An 18,927-nucleotide genomic window follows, 5' to 3' on the forward strand; every position below is an offset into this window, starting at 1 on the left:
GTGTTGTCTGTAATCCCCGTTTTTCTGCAGGAGCGAGCTTGCTTCGCGATGGGGAGGTTGGCGCAACCGTTGCAGTCACGCCGTATTGATCCTGTCGCGAGGCAAGCTCGCTCCCGCAGGGATTTGAGCAAGCCTTAAGGTGTGCCGATTTCCTGAATGCTGATTTCACGCATTTTGAATTTCTGAATCTTGCCGGTCACCGTCATCGGAAACACATCCACAAACTTGAAGTAACGCGGCGTCTTGAAGTGCGCGATGCGCGACTTGCACCAGGTTTGCAGTTCCAGCTCGTTGGCTGTGTGACCCGGATGAAACTTGATCCAGGCGACGATCTCTTCGCCGTACCTGGCATCGGGAATGCCCACCACCTGTACATCTGCCACCGCAGGGTGAGTGAAAAAGAACTCTTCCAGCTCCCGCGGGTAAATGTTTTCACCCCCGCGAATAATCATGTCCTTGTTGCGCCCGACGATGCGCACATAGCCCTGCTCATCCATCTGCGCCAGATCACCGGTATGCATCCAGCCTTCGCTGTCGATTGCCTCGCGGGTGGCCTGCGGGTTGTTCCAGTAGCCCAGCATCACGCTATAGCCCCGGGTACACAACTCACCGATCGCGCCCCGGACCACAACATTGCCCTCGGCATCGATCAGCTTGTTCTCCAGTTGCGGCTGAGTTCGTCCTACGGTGGTAACGCGCAATTCGAGATCATCCGCAGGCGCGGTCTGTATCGATACCGGACTGGTTTCTGTCATGCCATAGGCGATCTGTACTTCCCCCATGTGCATCTCGCTGATGACCCGGCGCATCACCTCTATCGGGCAAGTGGCTCCGGCCATGATCCCGGTGCGCAGGCTCGACAGGTCAAATTCAGCGCGCTGCGGGTGGTCGAGCATGGCGATGAACATGGTGGGTACACCGTACAGGGCCGTTGCCCGCTCCTGGGCAACGGCTTGCAGGGTCAGGCCAGGGTCAAAGGCTTCACCGGGATAGATCATGGTGGTGCCATGGGTCACGCACCCCAGGTTGCCCATCACCATGCCGAAACAATGATAGAGCGGCACCGGAATCACCAGCCGGTCACTGGATGTCAGGCCCAAGCTTTCGCCAACCATATAGCCATTGTTGAGGATGTTGTGATGGCTGAGGGTGGCACCTTTAGGAAACCCCGTGGTGCCCGAGGTGTACTGAATGTTCACCGCTTGACCGGGCTGCACACTGGCCTGACGCCTGTCGAGTTGTTCGGCATTGACCCCGGCGGCCAGCGTGCTCAGTTGCGACCAGGGTAAAAAGCCTGCAGGTGGCTGTGCATCGAGACTGATGACTCCGCGCAACGCGGTAAAGCTTTCATTCTCCAACTGCCCTGCCGCCGAATCGGCCAGCGCTGGAATCAGCTCCTGGAGCATGGCGTGATAGTTGGAGGTTTTGAACGAGCCGGCACAGACCAGCCACTGACATGCTGACTGTTGAAGGACATATTCCAGTTCAGACAGCCGGTAGGCAGGGTTGATGTTGACCAGAATCACGCCGATTTTGGCGCTGGCGAACTGGCACAGGAACCATTCAACACAGTTCGGCGCCCATACTCCCAGCCGGTCTCCGGGCCGCAAGCCCAATGCCAGCAACCCTCTGGCATGCAGGTCAACGGCTGCTGCCAGCTGAGCCCAGGTGAACCGCTGCTGTTGATGGCAGACCACCAGCGCGTCGTTGCCGGCATAACGGGCGGCCGTTTGATCGAACGCCTGACCGATGGTCATCGCCAGCAACGCTTTGTCCTGCGGACCCTGGCTGTAACTGGGGACAGATGGTGACTTCATGAAAACTCCTCTTGTGATTGTTTTGGGAGCATGAGTACGCCGCCTGCAGGCGGCATCTCGATTGAAGAGCAAGAATGACTCTGCCTCAAGTTGACGTTAACGTAAAGGTCATTGACAGCTATCTACGCCAGGCTTACGTTAACGTAAAGCTTACCCATGGCGACGCAGCAAACGCCTCCCTATAAGAACAACGTACAAGGTGCCCCATGAGCTATCCGACTTTGAACTTCGCCCTTGGCGAAACCATCGACATGTTGCGCGATCAGGTGCAGGCCTTCGTTGCAGCAGAGCTGGCGCCACGGGCGGCGCAGATCGACAAGGACAACCTGTTCCCGGCGGACATGTGGCGCAAGTTCGGTGACATGGGCCTGCTGGGCATCACTGTTGCAGAAGAGTACGGCGGTACCGGGCTGAGCTATCTGGCCCACGTGGTGGCAATGGAAGAAATCAGCCGCGGCTCAGCCTCGGTCGCCCTCTCCTATGGCGCCCACTCCAACCTCTGCGTCAACCAGATCAACCGCAACGGCAGCCACGCACAGAAACTCAAGTACCTGCCCAAACTGATCAGCGGCGAACACGTCGGAGCCCTGGCCATGAGTGAGCCGAACGCCGGCTCCGATGTGGTTTCGATGAAGCTGCGTGCCGACAAGCGTGGCGACCACTTTGTACTGAACGGCAGTAAAACCTGGATCACCAACGGCCCGGATGCCGATACCTACGTGATCTACGCCAAAACCGATATCGAAAAAAATGCCCATGGCATCAGTGCGTTCATCGTCGAACGCGACTGGAAAGGCTTCAGCCGCAGCAAGCATTTCGACAAGCTCGGCATGCGCGGTTCGAACACTGGCGAACTGTTTTTCGATGATGTGCAAGTCCCGCAGGAAAACCTGCTGGGCCCTCTGAACGCCGGGGTGAAAGTCCTGATGAGCGGCCTGGACTACGAACGTGTGGTGCTCTCGGGTGGCCCCACCGGGATCATGCAAGCCTGCATGGATCTGGTGGTGCCTTATATCCACGACCGCAAACAGTTTGGCCAGAGCATCGGCGAGTTTCAGCTGATCCAGGGCAAAGTCGCCGACATGTATACCCAGCTCAATGCCAGCCGCGCTTATCTGTATGCGGTGGCGGCCGCCTGCGAACGTGGCGAAACCACGCGCAAGGATGCAGCCGGGGTGATTTTGTACAGCGCTGAACGTGCCACCCAAATGGCCCTCGACGCGATCCAGATTCTGGGCGGCAACGGTTATATCAATGAATTCCCAGCCGGACGCCTGTTGCGCGACGCCAAGCTGTATGAAATCGGCGCGGGCACCAGCGAGATCCGTCGCATGCTGATTGGCCGCGAACTGTTTAACGAAACTCGCTAAGGAGCGCGCATGTCCATTCTGCACACGACAATCAACCCGCGTTCGGCCGAATTCCTGACCAATCGTGACGCCATGCTCAAACAGGTTGAGGCCCTGCACACCCTGCTCAACCAGGTACAGCAAGGTGGCGGCGCCAAGGCCCAGGAGCGCCATACCTCCCGTGGCAAACTCCTGCCCCGAGAGCGCATTGATCGCTTGCTGGACAGCGGCTCTGCGTTTCTCGAACTCAGTCAACTGGCCGCTTACGGTGTATACGGCGAAGACGTCCCGGCGGCCGGAATAATCGCCGGTATCGGTCGTGTTGAAGGCGTGGAATGCATGATTGTGGCCAACGACGCCACGGTCAAAGGGGGCTCATACTACCCGCTAACGGTAAAAAAACACTTACGGGCGCAGACCATTGCCGAGCAAAACCGCCTGCCGTGCATCTATCTGGTGGACTCTGGCGGCGCCAACCTGCCGCGTCAGGATGAAGTGTTCCCGGACCGTGAACACTTCGGCCGGATCTTCTTCAATCAGGCCAATATGAGCGCGGCCGGCATCCCGCAAATCGCAGTGGTGATGGGCTCCTGCACCGCGGGTGGCGCGTATGTACCGGCCATGGCTGACGAAGCAATCATGGTGCGCCAGCAGGCGACGATTTTCCTGGCCGGCCCGCCGCTGGTGAAAGCCGCCACCGGCGAAGTGGTCAGTGCCGAGGACCTGGGCGGTGCCGATGTGCACTGCAAAATTTCAGGAGTGGCCGACCATTACGCCGAAAGTGATGAGCACGCCCTGGCCCTCGCGCGTCGCAGCGTAGCCAACCTCAATTGGCGCAAGCATGGCCAGTTGCAACAGCGGCTACCGCTGGCACCGCTGTACAGCTGCGAAGAGCTGTATGGCATCGTGCCTGCCGACGCCAAGCAGCCCTTTGACGTACGCGAAGTGATCGCGCGTCTGGTGGACGACTCGGTATTCGATGAGTTCAAGGCCCTGTTCGGCACCACCCTGGTGTGCGGCTTTGCCCATTTACACGGTTACCCGGTGGCGATTCTGGCCAACAACGGCATCCTGTTTGCCGAAGCGGCACAAAAAGGCGCGCACTTTATTGAGCTGGCATGCCAGCGCGGTATTCCGTTGATTTTTCTGCAAAACATCACCGGCTTTATGGTCGGGCAAAAATACGAAGCCGGTGGCATCGCCAAACACGGCGCCAAACTGGTGACTGCAGTCGCCTGCGCCAAGGTCCCCAAATTTACAGTGATCATCGGCGGCAGCTTTGGCGCCGGTAACTACGGCATGTGTGGCCGGGCCTATGACCCGCGCTTTCTGTGGATGTGGCCAAACGCCCGGATCGGCGTAATGGGCGCCGAACAGGCCGCCGGGGTACTGGTACAAGTCAAGCGCGAGCAGGCCGAACGCAACGGCCTGGTATTTTCCAGCCAGGAAGAAGCCGCAATCAAACAACCGATCCTTGACCAGTACGAGCATCAGGGCCACCCCTACTACTCCAGTGCCCGCTTGTGGGATGACGGCGTAATCGACCCGGCGCAAACCCGTGATGTATTGGCGCTGGGCTTGTCGGCGGCGTTGAACGCTCCGATCGAAGCCACGCGCTTTGGTGTGTTTCGCATGTAACCCGCCCGGTGCCTGCAACGCTGGCGAGCCAGCGCCCACATCCATTTAAGGACTGACGGACATGATCGATTTCAACACCCTGGAACTGCACAACGACCCCCGGGGCTTTGCCACCCTGTGGTTGAGTCGCGAGCAAAAGAACAATGCTTTCAATGCCGAGATGATCCGCGAACTGATCCTCGCCCTGGACACCGTGCAAGGCGATCCGGCCCTGCGCTTTCTGGTGCTGCGCGGACGGGGCAAGCATTTCAGTGCCGGCGCCGACCTTGCCTGGATGCAACAGTCAGCCGAGCTCGATTATCACACCAACCTCGATGACGCCCGGCACCTGGCTGAACTGATGTACAACCTGGCCAAGCTGAAAATCCCGACCATAGCGGTGGTGCAAGGCGCAGCCTACGGCGGTGCCCTGGGCCTGATCAGTGCTTGCGACATGGCCATCGGCAGCGAGGATGCGCAGTTCTGTCTGTCCGAAGTCCGAATCGGCCTGGCGCCGGCCGTGATCAGTCCGTTCGTGGTACAGGCCATCGGCGAGCGCGCTGCACGCCGTTATGCCCTGACTGCGGAACGCTTCAGCGGTGAGCGTGCCCGTGAACTGGGGCTGCTCTCTGAGTGTTATCCCGGCGCCGAGCTTGAACGGCAAGTCGCCCTCTGGACCGACAACTTGCTGCTCAATAGCCCGCAGGCCATGCGTTCGTGCAAGGATCTGCTGCGCGAAGTCAGCCATGGAGCCACCACTACGGCCATTCGCCGCTACTGCGAAAACTCCATTGCCCGAATCCGGGTCAGCCCCGAAGGCCAGGAAGGCTTGCGCGCCTTTCTGCAAAAACGTGCGCCAAGCTGGCAGACCGACACCTCGTCCCGGGAGCCACGCCCATGAGCGCGCTTCAGATTACGTCTGTACTGGTGGCCAACCGGGGCGAAATTGCCTGCCGCGTGATGCGCACGGCCAAGTCTTTGGGCCTGACCACCGTAGCTGTCCACAGCGCCACCGACCGTGACGCACGGCACTGCCGCGAAGCTGATATCTGCGTCGATCTTGGGGGCAGCAAGGCCGCCGACAGCTACCTGAAAATCGACAAGATCATTGCTGCGGCTAAAGCCAGCGGGGCACAGGCGATTCATCCGGGTTATGGATTCTTGTCCGAAAACGCCGGTTTCGCACGCGCCATCGAGGACGCCGGACTGATCTTTCTCGGCCCCCCGGCTGCGGCGATTGATGCCATGGGCAGTAAATCGGCAGCCAAGGCGTTGATGGAAATTGCCGGGGTGCCGCTGGTGCCGGGCTACCACGGTGAAGCGCAGGATCTGGAAACCTTCCGCGCCGCAGCTGAGCACATCGGTTATCCGGTGTTGCTCAAGGCCACGGCCGGTGGCGGCGGCAAAGGCATGAAAGTAGTCGAGGACGTCAGCGAACTGGCCGAAGCCCTGGCCTCGGCACAACGTGAAGCGCTGTCCTCGTTTGGCGATGCGCGCATGCTGGTGGAAAAGTATGTACTCAAGCCACGTCACGTGGAGATCCAGATTTTTGCCGACCGCCTCGGTAACTGCCTGTACCTCAATGAGCGCGACTGCTCGATTCAGCGCCGTCATCAAAAGGTGGTTGAAGAAGCGCCGGCCCCGGGCCTCAGTATTGAACAACGCCGAGCCATGGGCGAGTCCGCGGTACGGGCGGCGCAGGCCATCGGTTATGTCGGCGCCGGCACCGTGGAGTTTTTGCTGGATGCACGGGGCGAGTTCTTCTTCATGGAGATGAACACCCGCCTGCAAGTGGAGCATCCGGTAACCGAAGCCATCACCGGACTGGATCTGGTGGCCTGGCAAATCCGCGTGGCCCGCGGTGAGGCGCTCCCCATCAGTCAGTCTGAAGTGCCTTTGCGCGGCCATGCGATTGAAGTACGCCTGTATGCCGAAGACCCGGGCAATGATTTTCTGCCGCAAACAGGACGTCTCGAGGTGTACCGCGAATCTGCCGCCGGGCCGGGGCGCCGGGTCGACAGCGGGGTCAGTGAAGGGGACGAAATTTCACCGTTCTACGATCCGATGCTGGGCAAGTTGATTGCATGGGGCGAAGACCGCGAACAGGCGCGGCTGCGGCTGCTCGCAATGCTTGATGAGTTCGCCATTGGCGGCTTGAAAACCAACCTGGCTTTTTTACGCCGCATCATCGCTCATCCGGCCTTCGCTGCAGCCGAACTGGATACGGGCTTCATCCCCCGTTACCAGGAGCAATTACTGCCAGCCACCCTGCCTTTACCTGCAGCATTTTGGTCCGCCGCGGGTGAAGCATTTCATCAGAGCCAGACATCCCAGCTGCGCGAAGATGACCCGGCCTCGCCCTGGGCCATCCGCAACGGCTTTCGCAACGGCCTGCCCCCGCAGACCCTGCTGGCCTTGAGTTGCAACGGCGAGCAGCAGGTTGTCAACCTCCACACGCCGTCATCGGTGTTGCGCGACGAGCAATTGCTGATTGAACAGGACGGTGTGCGTCGCCAGCATCTGGCAATTCGCCGCGCAGAGACGCTCTACCTGCGCTGGGACGGCGAGTTGCATAGCGTCAGGGTCTATGACCCGATTGCCGCGGCAGGTGCCAGTCATGCCCAGACAGGTGGTTTGAGCGCCCCCATGAACGGCAGCATTGTGCGCATCCTGGTTGAAACCGGACAGACTGTCGAAGCCGGCACCCAATTGGTGGTGCTGGAGGCCATGAAAATGGAGCACAGCCTGCGGGCGCCACACGACGGTGTGGTAACAGCGCTGTTTTGTCAGGAAGGCGAAATGGTCAGCGAAGGTACGGTGCTGGTTGAACTGACGTAGAAGCAACAGCCAAAAAAGGCGGCCCTTTTTCAGGGGGCCGCCTTTTTTTGTTTCTAGAACTTGGCAGTGGCCTGCACTACCACTCCGATAACCCGGCAATGCTCATCAAACACTGTCTTGGGGTAGGTCGGGTTCAGCGGCTTGAGATAGCGCTGGCCGCTCTCTTCAATCAACTGCCGGAAGGTGGCCTCTTCAGTGCCCGGAATGCGTGCGATCACCATTTTTCCCGGTTCGGGATCAATATCGGGATCCACCAGAATCATCATCCCTTGTGCAACGCTGATTCCTATCGGAGCGGTCATGGCATCGCCCCGCACTTGCAACCAGAACGCTGCACCTTTGGCGTAATGATCGCTGACCTCGAACACCTCGCCGGGTTGGTAGCCGGCCTCTCGGGCCTGCTCGTTGACCTGCCCCGCCGTCACCCAATTACTGACCGGATAACGAAAAGCAGAAGTGATGTCGTAGGAGCATTCGTTAGCAGCAGACTCATCCGCTGCAGCGCTGCGCTCGCGGATGACCAGGGCAATTTCCAGATGCTCCAGCCCCAGGGCGTGCAGCACTTTGTTCATTGTCGGCAAGTCGGGTTGACGGCGTTTATTGAGCCAATGACCGACACCGCCCTGAGAAGCCCCGACGCGTTCGGCTAGTTTTTCCTGCGTGAGCTTGAGCTCGCGCAATTTGGTTCTGACTAAAGCGATCCATTTATCCATCAGCCGAACAATACGGATTGAACTCGAGGCAACAATACACATTCTGTATTATTTATACCAATAATATAAATACCTTATGTACTAATCTGCTAATGGCTGATTCGATTAATCTTAGAGCGCAGGTAAATCATGACTCCCATAACAAAAATAACCCCGGAAACCGAGATTGAAATCGAGCTCGAAACCTTCAAGGACAGTGCCGCAACCCAGCGTGCACTCGACTATTATTTGAAACCGGCTGTTTCTCAGCACTATTTCGAGAAAAAACTGTTCATCGTACGCAGCGATCTGAGCCAGGAAGAAGCGCTGGTCAATGCATCAGATTTTCTGCGCTGCGCAATCGCTACCGCCCAGGGCGCAGCTGAAAGCCAGCAAGGCTCTCATCGCGACCTGTTCCTGAGCGTGGCGCACTGCGTCGAATCGGCCAAGATGCTGTTGGACAAAGCACTGGACGTGCAACAAGTCTCAGCGCGCTGAGAGACCAAAAGACCCTGGCCAGTCCAGTGGACCGGTTGGAATTTCGGTATGCCAGAGGCGCGACTCACAATGGCGGCACCGGCCCCATGAGCCAACGCCGCTCAATCAAGGGATCAGGCGTGTAGCTTCTGTTTTGCCGCGCAGTAAGATCTGACGCAATGGCTGACGTACTTGTTAAGGCGCCCCCCTGCAGTACTCCCAGGACACATCAATAATTGCGCGCCCATTGATTACCTGATCCGGCGCATGCAGCCCATCGCGCCGCCACACCCCTTCGGTATGCCTGCTCACGGTGATGAGCGATGACACCGGCAGCTCGATCACTGGTTGTACAAGCTTCAGGTTCAGGAGGCACAGCCACGTATCGCAATGGGCCAGGTCAAACCATCACGGTGTTGCTGCTGGGGTAAAAAAAATTCTGGCCCTAAAGGCCTGAGATAGAGGGGTCTAGCGGGGAATGAGCGGGGAAACCAGGACAAAGCGAGGAAAACAGCTTGACCTGCAAATAAGAATGATTATTATTGCACTTAGCTGGTCGCGAGATCAGTCGATAATTCAAGGAACCTTAGGTCGGTTTTTTGAATTAGCTCCTCATCAGGCTAATCACGGTTATTTGACCCGGCTTCTGGCCGGGTCTTTTTTTTGCGGCCAGTTATCTGGCTCTGCGTGCTTCAGGCTAATGAAGTCTGGTGTGCGGCCGGTTTTTTTCGGTGACCGCTACGATGCGGGCGATGATAGCAAAAGAACATCGACCAACGGAAGCCTGAAGTCCCGAAACAACGGCCGTTACGGCAAGTTAGCACTTGAGAATCACTCGCAAATACACTATCGTGGCGCTGCGTCAAGGATGACGCCCCCCCTCCCTTCTCCCCGCTTCCCGTTCTCCAAAATTCCGTATTGGCCCGGCGCCGTTGCGATGTAAAGTAACGCCCACAATTATCAGATTCCGGGACTTTGACGATGACCGTGGCGCCCTCTTCCGTTCGCATCAGCAGTGACTTTGACAGCGGCAACATTCAGGTGCTGGATGCCAGTGACCCGCTGCACCTCAAGCTTGCGATCAAGCCCGATACCCGCAGCCCGCACTTTCAATGGTTCCACTTCAAGGCCGAAGGCCTGATACCCGGCCAGACCCACCATTTTCAGTTGAGCAACGCCAGCCAGTCCTCCTACAACAAAGCATGGGATGGCTACCAGGCCGTGGCGTCCTATGATCACGAAACCTGGTTCCGTGTTCCCACCGAGTTCGACGGCAAAGCCTTGAATTTCAGCGTGCAGGCCGAGCACCCAGTCATCTGGTTTGCTTACTTCGAACCCTACAGCCGCGAGCGTCATGATCTGTTGATCAAGAATGCACTCCAGTGGTCGGGCTGCGAACTGCTGGCAGTCGGTAAAAGTGTTGAAGGTCGCGACATCCAGCTCTTGCGCAAGGGCAATGGCGCCAGCCACAAACGCAAGATATGGATCATTGCCCAGCAGCACCCCGGTGAACATATGGCCGAGTGGTTCATGCAGGGAGTCCTTGAGCGCCTGGAACAAGGCAGCGACCCGCAGCTGCGCAAGCTACTGGACTTCGCCGACCTGTACCTGATCCCCAATATGAATCCGGACGGCGCGTTCCACGGCCATTTGCGGACCAACGCCAACGGCCAGGACCTGAACCGGGCCTGGCAAAACACCGACCCGAACGTAAGCCCTGAGGTGTTCTTCGCTCTGGAGCAAATGACCCGATACGGGGTGGACCTGTTTCTGGATATTCACGGGGACGAAGAAATCCCTTATGTGTTCACTGCAGGCTGCGAGGGCAACCCGGGTTACACCGAGCGCCTGGCGACCCTGGAAGAGCGTTTCCGCACTCATCTGAGTAACCTGACCCCTGACTTCCAGACGACCCACGGCTACACCCGGGACGAACCCGGCCTTGCCAATATGACACTGGCCTGCAACAGCGTCGGCCAGCGCTTTGACTGCCTGTCGCTGACCCTTGAGATGCCGTTCAAGGACAACAACGATGCACCGCAGCCACAAACCGGCTGGGACGGTAAACGCTCCATGCAACTGGGCAAGAGTGTGCTCAGCACCTTGTCGGACATGGTTCGCGAGTTGCGCTAAACCCGGAGTAAGCGGCGGCCAGATATCTTCCCCCTGGCCGCCATATCAATAGATTCTCACGAGTACTCAAAGCTCCTTTATGGATACCCTCGCTAAATTGCGCGCCGGCCAACTGGCGGGCTGCAAACGCCTTGATCTGTCCTGTGGACTGACCGAGTTCCCGGCCGAGATTTTTCAGCTGGCGGACTCACTGGAAATTCTCAATCTGAGCGGTAACGCCCTGAGCAGCCTGCCCGAGGATTTACATCGCCTGACTCATTTGCGGATTCTGTTTTGCTCGGACAACAGGTTCACCGAACTGCCCGTATGCCTGGGGCAGTGCGCGCAGTTAAGCATGGTTGGCTTCAAAGCCAACCGCATCACCTCAGTGCCCGGCACTTCGCTGCCGCCCCTGCTGCGCTGGTTGATACTGACCGACAACAGCATCGAGCACATACCCGAAGAACTGGGTCAGCGACCGTTACTGCAAAAATTGATGCTGGCAGGTAACCGCCTGCAACAACTGCCCACCAGCCTGGTTAACTGCAAGCGTCTGGAGCTGATCCGCCTAGCGGCCAACCAATTGCACGAAGTGCCCGACTGGCTGCTGACATTGCCGGGACTGAGCTGGCTGGCCTATGCCGGTAATCCGCTGCACGAAGACGCCAGCGCGCAGCTTACAGCCGACAACACGCCGGACATTCACTGGTCACAGCTCGAGCTTGAACAAAAGCTGGGCGAAGGCGCTTCGGGCATCATCTCCAGAGCCCTTTGGAGCGCACCCGGCCAGGCAAGCAGATCCGTTGCCGTCAAACTCTACAAAGGCAGCATCACCAGCGACGGCTCACCGCTCAATGAAATGAACGCCTGCATTGCCGCCGGCCAGCATCCGAACCTGATCAAAGTCCTGGGCCGTGTCGCGGGTCACCCTGACAACACCGCGGGGCTGGTCATGGAATTGATCGATCCGTCCTTCGCCAATCTCGCCACCCTGCCAAGCTTCGATACCTGCAGCCGTGACGTCTATCAAACACACACCCGCTTCAGCGCCGACTGCGCGCTACGCATTGCCCGCGGCGTGGCCTCGGCAGCCGGTCATCTGCACGCGCAGGGCATCTGTCATGGTGATCTGTACGGGCACAACATCATGTTCAATGCCCAGGGCGATTGCCTGCTCGGCGACTTTGGCGCAGCGTGCTTTCACGCCATTGACGACAGCCCGCACACCCGCGCCTTGCAACGCATTGAAGTGCGTGCATTCGGGATTTTACTGGGGGAATTGCTGGAGCGGATCGACACGGGGTTGAGCGATCAACAGCAAGAACGGCTGCACGACCTGCAGCAGCGCTGCATACAAGCCGATGTACTGGCACGCCCGGGTTTTGCCGAAATCACCCGGGCATTGGGCTAAAAGCCTGATGCAGTAGTCGCTGGCGCAGGCTGCGACAAGGAGCGCAGGGCTGCTGCCACAGGCAGCCTGTGGCAGCGACCGGGGTTATGCCAACGCCACAAACATCTCTTGTACGTCGTCCTGCTCTTCGAGCTTGGCCAGAAACTCTTGAACTTCAGCCATTTGCTCATCGGTCAAAGCGCTGACCGGGTTTTTCGGCTGATAGCCCAGCTTGGCCGACAATACGGTGAAGCCTTGCTCCGGCAGGGCTTTTTGCACGGCATCGAGGTCCGTCGGCTCGGTGATGAACAGCGTAGTGCCTTCTTCTTCACCTTCCTCAAAGTCCTGGGCGCCGGCTTCAATCGCGGCCATCTCGGGATCTGCATCCGGGGTGTCCGGCTTGGCTTCGATCATGCCGACATGGTTGAAGTCCCACGCTACCGAACCCGAAGCGCCCAATTGACCCTTGCGGAATGCCACGCGGATTTCAGCCACGGTACGGTTGATGTTGTCAGTCAGGCACTCGATGATCAGTGGTACCTGATGCGGAGCAAAACCTTCGTACGTGACGCGGTGATATTGCACCGCCTCAGTACCGATACCGGCGCCTTTGTTGATCGCGCGCTTGATGGTGTCCGCCGGCATCGACGCCTTTTTGGCCTGTTCATATACCAAACGCAGATGCGAATTCATGTCCGGGTCTGCGCCATTACGGGCAGCGACCGTCAGCTCCTTGGCCAGCTTGCCAAAAATCTTGCCGCGGCTGTTGGCGGCGTCCGCTTTGTGTTTAACCTTCCACTGTGCGCCCATTACTCACTCTCTCAATCTGGTGTGTCGCGGCGGGTTGGCCGTCGAATGGGCGCAAGTTTATACGGCAAGAAGTCCTCAATCGACCAAAAAATCCAATCGATCGGTCCTCAACCTTTGTCAGCCTTGCCCGCAGCGGCGGCAAATTTGGCCAGACGTACGTCCAGATGCCTTGGCCGGCGCCCGTGGTCCTCCGCCCGTTCCTTGCGTCGAATGGCGTTGCGCACCATCAACGAGCCCAGGTAGCGGATAGGTTCAGGCGGAAAATACCCCAGCGGACCATTGACCAGCGGCGAACGTGTCCAGTCGTTGGCCTGCCCCTGCACCAGCGAGGCCAGAATCTGCCCGCCCATGTGACAGGGCCCCACTCCGCTCCCTGAGTAGCCGAAACCATAAAACACATTGCCATGGCCGCTCATCTGGCCGAAGAACGGCAAGCCGGTCACTGAGCGGTCCGAGGGACCGTTCCAGGTGGCCTCGATACCCACCCCGGCAAATGCTGGAAAAAACTGCTGCAAACTTTTCTGCAACGACCCGGCGTAGGGCGAAGGCTGATCAAACACCGGCAGCATGCGCCCGCCATAGGCAAAGGTATTGCCGCCCTTGCCGAGCATGATCCGGCCGTCCGGAGTGTTGTGGTAGTAGTGCACAAAAATTCGCGAATCGAGCACTGTCACGCCGCTGGTCAGGCCGATCTCTTGCAGTAAGTCCGGGCGCGGCTCGGTGATCAGCATGTCGCTGGAGACAATCGCCACACTGCGGGAAAACTGCGGGAATGCCCTGGCCATCCAGGCGTTCATCGCCAGCACCACGCGCTCGGCGCGAATGCTGCCGGTCGGGGTCCGGATCAGGGCCGTGGCACCTTCTTCCAGACCGACCATAGGGGTGTTTTCATGGATCCGTACCCCCAGCTGCAATGCCACCCGGCGCAAACCGCGCACCAGTTTGCCCGGCTGTACACTGGCGGCGGCCGGAGAGAACCAGCCCTCCGCATGTTGAGCCGAACCCGCACGGCGCTGCACTTCGTCCACCGCCAGCTTGCTGAACGAGTTGATGGCCTGACGCTCCAGCGCTGCAATCACCCCGTCCGTCGAGCCGACCTGGGCCTGATTGGTCGCGGTGTACAGCGTGCCGTCCAGCCGGTAATCGGCATCTACCCCGTACTTTTCGCAGAACGCGCCAATGGCATAAATGCTTTGCTCGGAGGCCTTCACCAGGCGCACCGCCTCCTCGACCCCGAACAGACGCTCCAGGGTGAAATACTTGGCCGACCACGACAATGCGCAGCCGCCATTGCGCCCGCTGGCCCCTGCCCCGCAGATATCGGCCTCTATCAGCAGCACGTCCAGCTGCGGGTTCTGCTCCTTGAGCATGATGGCCGTCCACAGCCCGGTATAACCGCCGCCCACAATGCAGACCTGGGCACGGGCCTCACCCGTCAACGCTTCACAAGGCTCGACATGTTCCAGGGCAAGCGCCTGCTCCAGCCAAAAAGGTCGCATGGATAGTTCTCCCACTCAGGTACGAAAAGGTTTGATCAACAACGGATGATTGGGCACGAAGGCACATTCGCGTTTGTACCCGTCAGGACGACTGTTCCAGTGCGGGATCAGTACCAGCGCGCTAAAGAGTGCGCAGACGGCAAAGACGATAAACACTGTGACCGTGTCGAAATAGCCCGGCAGCAGACCACCCAGCACCGCCCCGACCGAGCCGCAGCCGTTTACAAACCCCGCCGCCGTAGCACCGGCTTTGGCCGTACCAAAATCAATCGCCGCGGCGCCACAGATCATCGAATCCGGGCCGTACAGGGTCAGCCCCATCACAAACAGCAGGGCGACCACCAGCAGCACACTGCCGGACTGCAAGGCCCCCATAAAGAAAGCCAGGGAAACGGTTAGCGCCAGCAGACTCAGAATGCAGGCGGGCATGCGCCGGGCACCGAAGATTTTGTCCGACGCCAGCCCAATCATGATCGGCCCCAGCAAACCGGCCAGCTCAAACGCCGTAGGAATAATCGCGGCGCCAACCTTGCCCACTTGTGGCATCTGTTCGAAGACAATTACCGGCCCCCACAACAGAATCGCGTAACGCGCCGGCTTGAGCATGAAGTACGCAAGCCCCAGGGTCAGCACCGTTCGATTACGCATGATTTCGCGTAGTGGCGCCCAGATACTGAGGCGTTTTTCCGCAGCTTCTTCCTCGGCCGTCATCTGCGGCTCGGGTTCGACGGCTGGCAAACCGACATCTTCAGGCTTGTTGCGCTGAAAGATAAAAAACAGTACCGCGACCACCGCCACTACCGCCGCACTGGAAATAAATGCCGCGTGCCAGGTGCCCATCAGGGTGTATGCCCACCAACCGGCAAACGGCGAAGCCACCAGCCCGCCAAAGGCGTAACTCGAACTCCACAACCCCAGCACCCGACCACGCTGTTCTGCCGGAAAGAAGCTGCCAATGTTTTTGCACAACGCCGACCAGCCCGTGGATTGCGCCAGGCCCTGAATCAGCATGCATGTGGCGAAGATGGGCAAGGTGGCAAAAGTGCCCATCATCAGGGCAGCCAAGGCCGAGATGATCAGCCCGCCCATGACCACCACCCGCGGCCCATAGCGATCGGCGAGGATGCCCCAGGTAAATTGCCCGATGGCGTAAGCCGCAAGATAGACCGCATCGAGGTTGGCCATCGCCATCTTGTCCAGATGGAAGGTCGGATCTTCACCAATTCCCAGCTTTGCTACGGAAAATGCTTTGCGCGTGAAGTAAAAGGCCGCGTAGGCCAGCCAGGTGATGGCAAAAACCTGCATCCGCCAACGTTTGATGGTGCCAATGGACTTGTTCATGTCGGGTCTGACCTCTGATGTGGATGTGCCGGCAGAATCAGAAAAGATCGCCTGTTTTTTTATTGTGTTGAGCACTTCAATGCCGCTGTTCAGACCAGGGCGGCATCAATCAGACAAGCCATGACGTTCCTGTTTTTATTGGATTTCAGGATCGCTCAGGGGCATGTCACAACCCGGCGCTATCGAGGACATAACGCCGGGCCGGAATCGATCAAAGCAATTACTGACTAATAGGTAAAATCGATTTATCGTATTTCACTAATAAGCTCAGCTTGTAAGAGGTTGTCCGATGCCGGTTTCCCATGCGCAGTTGAAAGCCTTTCATGCGGTTGCCGTCCACGGCAGTTTCACCCGCGCCGCCGAGCGGTTGTTTTTGAGTCAGCCGGCAATCTCCGATCAGGTACGAAAACTCGAAGAGCGCTTCGGTGTTTTGTTGTTCCATCGCAACAAACGTTCGGTGCGCCTGACCGATCTGGGGGAGCGCTTGCTGAGCATCACCCAGCGCCTGTTTGTGGTGCAGGCCGAAGCCCAAGAGTTGTTACAGGACTCCCAGGCCCTGCAAACCGGCAGCCTGGTGCTGGCCGTAGATGCGCCTGTACACGTACTGCCGCAGATCGCCCGGTTCTGCGAACGCTACCCCGGCATCAGCGTCAAAATCGAAACCGGTAACACCGACGAATCTCTGGCCCGGCTGTTCAACTATCAGGCCGATCTCGCGTTGCTGGGGCGCGAGGTCAGTGATGACAGGCTGCTTAGTCTGCGATTGCGCAGTGATCCCATGGTGGCGTTTGTTGCCCGCACCCATCCGTGGGCCGGTCGCAGTTCGATATGCCTCTCCGACCTGGAGGACACCCCGCTGGTATTGCGTGAAATCGGCTCTGTAACCCGCCAGACCCTGGAAGAAGAAATGAGTCAGGCGGGTCTGCGGATGCGGGCCGCGATTCAGGTGGAAGGTCGCGAAGCCGCGCGGGAGGCAGTGGTGGTCGGGATTGGCGTAGGGGTGGTTTCAGCGGCAGAGTTCGGCTCGGACTCACGGGTGATCGCCTTGCCCATCACTGACTGTAAACGACGCCTGACCGAGACCCTGGTCTGCCTGCAGGAGCAGAGTTCCCGGCGGGTGGTGGCGACATTTCTGGATATTGTGCGCGAGAGTTTGTAAGCCCTTGCCAATCGCCCCCGGGAAAGAACCACCCCCTCTGTAGGAGCGAGCTTGTCTCGCGAGCTTTTCAACCACCGCAAAGAGCTCGCGAGCAAGCTCGCTCCTACAGGGTTTGTGCCGTGCAGAAATGCGAGAGACAAGGCAGATCGCAGCTTTCTCCGCCCAGGCCGGCAGGCACCCCATGCATGAGGTTGCAATTGCACCTGTAGGAGCGAGCTTGCTCGCGAGCTTTTCAACCAAACCGCAAAGAGCTCGCGAGACAAGCTCGCTCCTACAGGGTTTGTGCCGTGCAGAAATGCGAGAGACAAGGCAGATCGCAGCTTTCTCCGCCTAGGCCGGCAGGCACCCCATGCAGAAGGTTGCAATTGCACCTGTAGGAGCGAGCTTGTCTCGCGAGCTTTTCAACCACCGCAAAGAGCTCGCGAGCAAGCTCGCTCCTACGGGATTTGTGCCGTGCAGAGATGCGGGAGACAAGGCAGATCGCAGCCTTCTCCGCCCAGGCCGGCAGGCACCCCATGCATAAGACTGCAATTGCACCTGTAGGAGCGAGCTTGTCTCGCGAGCTTTTCAACCAAGCCGCAAAGAGCTCGCGAGCAAGCTCGCTCCTACGGGGTTTGTACCGTGCAGAAATGCCGGAGACAAGGCAGATCGCAGCTTTCTCCGCCCAGGCCGGCAGGCACCCCATGCATAAGGCTGCAATTGCACCTGTAGGAGCGAGCTTGTCTCGCGAGCTTTTCAACCACCGCAAAGAGCTCGCTCCTACGGGGTTTGTGCCGTGCAGAAATGCGGGAGACAAGGCAGATCGCAGCTTTCTCCGCCCAGGCCGTCAGGCACCCCATGCATGAGGCTGCAATTGCACCTGTAGGAGCGAGCTTGTCTCGCGAGCTTTTCAACCACCGCAAAGAGCTCGCTCCTACAAGGGATCTCCCACGAGGTGTCAGACCGTTTCAAATGCCGGGGCCAGTTCCATAAACGCCTTGATCAACCGCAATCCGGCACGCCGCTCCATGCAGCCGAGCATGTGCCGGTTGAGCAATCCGGCCCCGTTGATCGGCACCGCTCGTACGCGAGGGTCATGGCTGACCTCCAGCGACGACACGATCCCGATACCCAACTGTGCCGCCACGGCTTCGGTCACCGCCTCGCGACTGTCCAGCTCCAGCAGTACCCGCGGAGTCACGCCGACGCCCTCGCATGCCTCATCAAAGGTGCGCCGGGTGATTGAGGTGGGCTCACGCAACACCATGATCACCTGGTCCAGCAGGGAAATGTCGATGCCATCCGCCAGCGCCAGCCATGGATGACTGGCCGGCACCAGGGCACAAATCCGGGACTCCCCGAGTGCCCGCAAAGTCAGCCCTTTACGCGGTTCAACCTCCGTCAGCACCGCCACATCGGCGTGTTCTGAAAGCAGGGCAGCCAGGGTTTCCTGAGCATTTCCCAGACGCAAGTTGACGGTGATCCCGGGGTAACGCGCCCGCAGGCTTGCCAGCATCGGCATGACCATGTGCGGACCGTCCGCCGCCACTTCAAGCCGCCCTGTGAGCAACTGGCGATTAGCCTCAAGCATAACCTGCGCTTCATCCACCAAACCGAACATGGCACGGGTGATGGCCGCCAGCTTTATCCCCTCCTCCGTCAGTTCCACACGCCGGGCAGTACGCCGCAGCAAGGTAATTTGATAGTGCTCCTCAAGGGTCTTGATATGCCCGGTCACCGCCGGCTGGCTGATAAACAATCGGGCCGCGGCGCGGGTAAAACTGCCCTCACGGGCCACAGCATCAAACGCACGGAGCTGGAACAAATTCATCGCATAAGTCTCACTG

General features: G+C 59.0%; 15 protein-coding genes. 9 read left to right on the forward strand and 6 right to left on the reverse strand.

What is annotated here, in order from left to right; translation table 11 throughout:
* Positions 1–134: 134 nt before the first annotated feature.
* A complete protein-coding gene (locus FEZ21_RS19125; RefSeq protein ID WP_160628219.1) occupies positions 135–1,817 on the reverse strand; it encodes an AMP-binding protein in 1,683 nt (560 codons plus the stop codon).
* A 206-nt stretch (positions 1,818–2,023) separates the two neighbouring features.
* On the opposite strand from FEZ21_RS19125, the gene FEZ21_RS19130 reads away from it, so the two are divergent.
* From FEZ21_RS19130 to FEZ21_RS19145, 4 genes are all read left to right on the forward strand, one after another.
* The gene (locus FEZ21_RS19130) at positions 2,024–3,187 is read left to right on the forward strand and encodes an isovaleryl-CoA dehydrogenase (RefSeq protein ID WP_003441416.1); all 1,164 of its coding nucleotides are present in this window, start codon (positions 2,024–2,026) and stop codon (positions 3,185–3,187) included.
* A 9-nt stretch (positions 3,188–3,196) separates the two neighbouring features.
* Entirely contained in the window at positions 3,197–4,804 is a 1,608-nt protein-coding gene (locus FEZ21_RS19135; RefSeq protein ID WP_160628221.1) for a carboxyl transferase domain-containing protein, read from the forward strand.
* A 61-nt stretch (positions 4,805–4,865) separates the two neighbouring features.
* On the forward strand, positions 4,866–5,684 hold the full coding sequence (locus tag FEZ21_RS19140; RefSeq protein WP_003441413.1) for a gamma-carboxygeranoyl-CoA hydratase: 819 nt from the start codon (positions 4,866–4,868) through the stop codon (positions 5,682–5,684).
* Positions 5,681–7,621, forward strand: coding sequence for an acetyl/propionyl/methylcrotonyl-CoA carboxylase subunit alpha (locus FEZ21_RS19145; RefSeq protein WP_160628223.1), 1,941 nt, complete (start codon positions 5,681–5,683; stop codon positions 7,619–7,621). The genes FEZ21_RS19140 and FEZ21_RS19145 overlap by 4 nt, the downstream gene beginning before the upstream one ends.
* Before the next feature lie 53 nt (positions 7,622–7,674).
* On the opposite strand, the gene FEZ21_RS19150 is transcribed toward FEZ21_RS19145, so the two are convergent.
* Positions 7,675–8,334 carry a LexA family transcriptional regulator gene (locus FEZ21_RS19150; RefSeq protein ID WP_010655820.1) on the reverse strand — a complete coding sequence of 220 codons (660 nt, stop codon included), beginning with the start codon at positions 8,332–8,334 and terminating at the stop codon, positions 7,675–7,677.
* A 129-nt stretch (positions 8,335–8,463) separates the two neighbouring features.
* On the opposite strand from FEZ21_RS19150, the gene FEZ21_RS19155 reads away from it, so the two are divergent.
* The 3 genes from FEZ21_RS19155 (at position 8,464) to FEZ21_RS19165 (ending at position 12,313) form a co-directional block, all read left to right on the forward strand.
* Positions 8,464–8,811 carry a DUF6124 family protein gene (locus FEZ21_RS19155; protein WP_003441410.1) on the forward strand — a complete coding sequence of 116 codons (348 nt, stop codon included), beginning with the start codon at positions 8,464–8,466 and terminating at the stop codon, positions 8,809–8,811.
* A 960-nt stretch (positions 8,812–9,771) separates the two neighbouring features.
* Positions 9,772–10,923 carry a M14-type cytosolic carboxypeptidase gene (locus tag FEZ21_RS19160; protein ID WP_003441409.1) on the forward strand — a complete coding sequence of 384 codons (1,152 nt, stop codon included), beginning with the start codon at positions 9,772–9,774 and terminating at the stop codon, positions 10,921–10,923.
* 79 nt (positions 10,924–11,002) lie between these two features.
* Positions 11,003–12,313 (forward strand): leucine-rich repeat-containing protein kinase family protein, encoded by a 1,311-nt coding sequence (locus FEZ21_RS19165; RefSeq protein WP_160628225.1) that lies wholly within the window; start codon positions 11,003–11,005, stop codon positions 12,311–12,313.
* Between the two features lie 84 nt (positions 12,314–12,397).
* On the opposite strand, the gene FEZ21_RS19170 is transcribed toward FEZ21_RS19165, so the two are convergent.
* The 3 genes from FEZ21_RS19170 to FEZ21_RS19180 all read right to left on the reverse strand — a co-directional run bounded on the left by FEZ21_RS19170 (position 12,398) and on the right by FEZ21_RS19180 (position 15,942).
* Entirely contained in the window at positions 12,398–13,102 is a 705-nt protein-coding gene (locus FEZ21_RS19170) for a YebC/PmpR family DNA-binding transcriptional regulator (protein ID WP_010655823.1), read from the reverse strand.
* Between the two features lie 107 nt (positions 13,103–13,209).
* Complete coding sequence (locus FEZ21_RS19175; protein WP_010655824.1) at positions 13,210–14,601, reverse strand: FAD-dependent oxidoreductase; 1,392 nt, start codon at positions 14,599–14,601, stop codon at positions 13,210–13,212.
* Between the two features lie 15 nt (positions 14,602–14,616).
* Positions 14,617–15,942, reverse strand: a complete 1,326-nt coding sequence (locus FEZ21_RS19180) for an MFS transporter (RefSeq protein WP_003441405.1) — start codon at positions 15,940–15,942, stop codon at positions 14,617–14,619.
* Here FEZ21_RS19180 and FEZ21_RS22780 point away from each other — a divergent pair.
* Positions 15,941–16,066, forward strand: coding sequence for a hypothetical protein (locus tag FEZ21_RS22780; protein WP_255401988.1), 126 nt, complete (start codon positions 15,941–15,943; stop codon positions 16,064–16,066). The two genes, FEZ21_RS19180 and FEZ21_RS22780, sit on opposite strands and share 2 nt — an antisense overlap.
* Before the next feature lie 165 nt (positions 16,067–16,231).
* Positions 16,232–17,101 carry a LysR substrate-binding domain-containing protein gene (locus FEZ21_RS19185; protein ID WP_010655825.1) on the forward strand — a complete coding sequence of 290 codons (870 nt, stop codon included), beginning with the start codon at positions 16,232–16,234 and terminating at the stop codon, positions 17,099–17,101.
* 937 nt (positions 17,102–18,038) lie between these two features.
* Here FEZ21_RS19185 and FEZ21_RS19190 read toward each other — a convergent pair.
* Complete coding sequence (locus tag FEZ21_RS19190; protein ID WP_010655826.1) at positions 18,039–18,911, reverse strand: LysR substrate-binding domain-containing protein; 873 nt, start codon at positions 18,909–18,911, stop codon at positions 18,039–18,041.
* Positions 18,912–18,927 lie beyond the last annotated feature (16 nt).

Source organism: Pseudomonas sp. 9.1(2019), assembly GCF_009910445.1.
GTDB classification, from domain to species: domain Bacteria; phylum Pseudomonadota; class Gammaproteobacteria; order Pseudomonadales; family Pseudomonadaceae; genus Aquipseudomonas; species Aquipseudomonas paraversuta.

What these genes read in the sequence shown, in the direction of transcription:
- FEZ21_RS19185 (WP_010655825.1), top strand. Translation starts at nt 16,232, where the DNA reads ATGCCGGTTTCCCATGCGCAGTTGAAAGCCTTTCATGCGGTTGCCGTC.
- FEZ21_RS19135 (WP_160628221.1), top strand. Translation starts at nt 3,197, where the DNA reads ATGTCCATTCTGCACACGACAATCAACCCGCGTTCGGCCGAATTCCTG.
- FEZ21_RS19155 (WP_003441410.1), top strand. Translation starts at nt 8,464, where the DNA reads ATGACTCCCATAACAAAAATAACCCCGGAAACCGAGATTGAAATCGAG.
- FEZ21_RS19190 (WP_010655826.1), bottom strand. Translation starts at nt 18,911, where the DNA reads ATGAATTTGTTCCAGCTCCGTGCGTTTGATGCTGTGGCCCGTGAGGGC.
- FEZ21_RS22780 (WP_255401988.1), top strand. Translation starts at nt 15,941, where the DNA reads ATGTCGGGTCTGACCTCTGATGTGGATGTGCCGGCAGAATCAGAAAAG.
- FEZ21_RS19160 (WP_003441409.1), top strand. Translation starts at nt 9,772, where the DNA reads ATGACCGTGGCGCCCTCTTCCGTTCGCATCAGCAGTGACTTTGACAGC.
- FEZ21_RS19175 (WP_010655824.1), bottom strand. Translation starts at nt 14,601, where the DNA reads ATGCGACCTTTTTGGCTGGAGCAGGCGCTTGCCCTGGAACATGTCGAG.
- FEZ21_RS19180 (WP_003441405.1), bottom strand. Translation starts at nt 15,942, where the DNA reads ATGAACAAGTCCATTGGCACCATCAAACGTTGGCGGATGCAGGTTTTT.
- FEZ21_RS19165 (WP_160628225.1), top strand. Translation starts at nt 11,003, where the DNA reads ATGGATACCCTCGCTAAATTGCGCGCCGGCCAACTGGCGGGCTGCAAA.
- FEZ21_RS19145 (WP_160628223.1), top strand. Translation starts at nt 5,681, where the DNA reads ATGAGCGCGCTTCAGATTACGTCTGTACTGGTGGCCAACCGGGGCGAA.
- FEZ21_RS19125 (WP_160628219.1), bottom strand. Translation starts at nt 1,817, where the DNA reads ATGAAGTCACCATCTGTCCCCAGTTACAGCCAGGGTCCGCAGGACAAA.
- FEZ21_RS19170 (WP_010655823.1), bottom strand. Translation starts at nt 13,102, where the DNA reads ATGGGCGCACAGTGGAAGGTTAAACACAAAGCGGACGCCGCCAACAGC.
- FEZ21_RS19150 (WP_010655820.1), bottom strand. Translation starts at nt 8,334, where the DNA reads ATGGATAAATGGATCGCTTTAGTCAGAACCAAATTGCGCGAGCTCAAG.
- FEZ21_RS19140 (WP_003441413.1), top strand. Translation starts at nt 4,866, where the DNA reads ATGATCGATTTCAACACCCTGGAACTGCACAACGACCCCCGGGGCTTT.
- FEZ21_RS19130 (WP_003441416.1), top strand. Translation starts at nt 2,024, where the DNA reads ATGAGCTATCCGACTTTGAACTTCGCCCTTGGCGAAACCATCGACATG.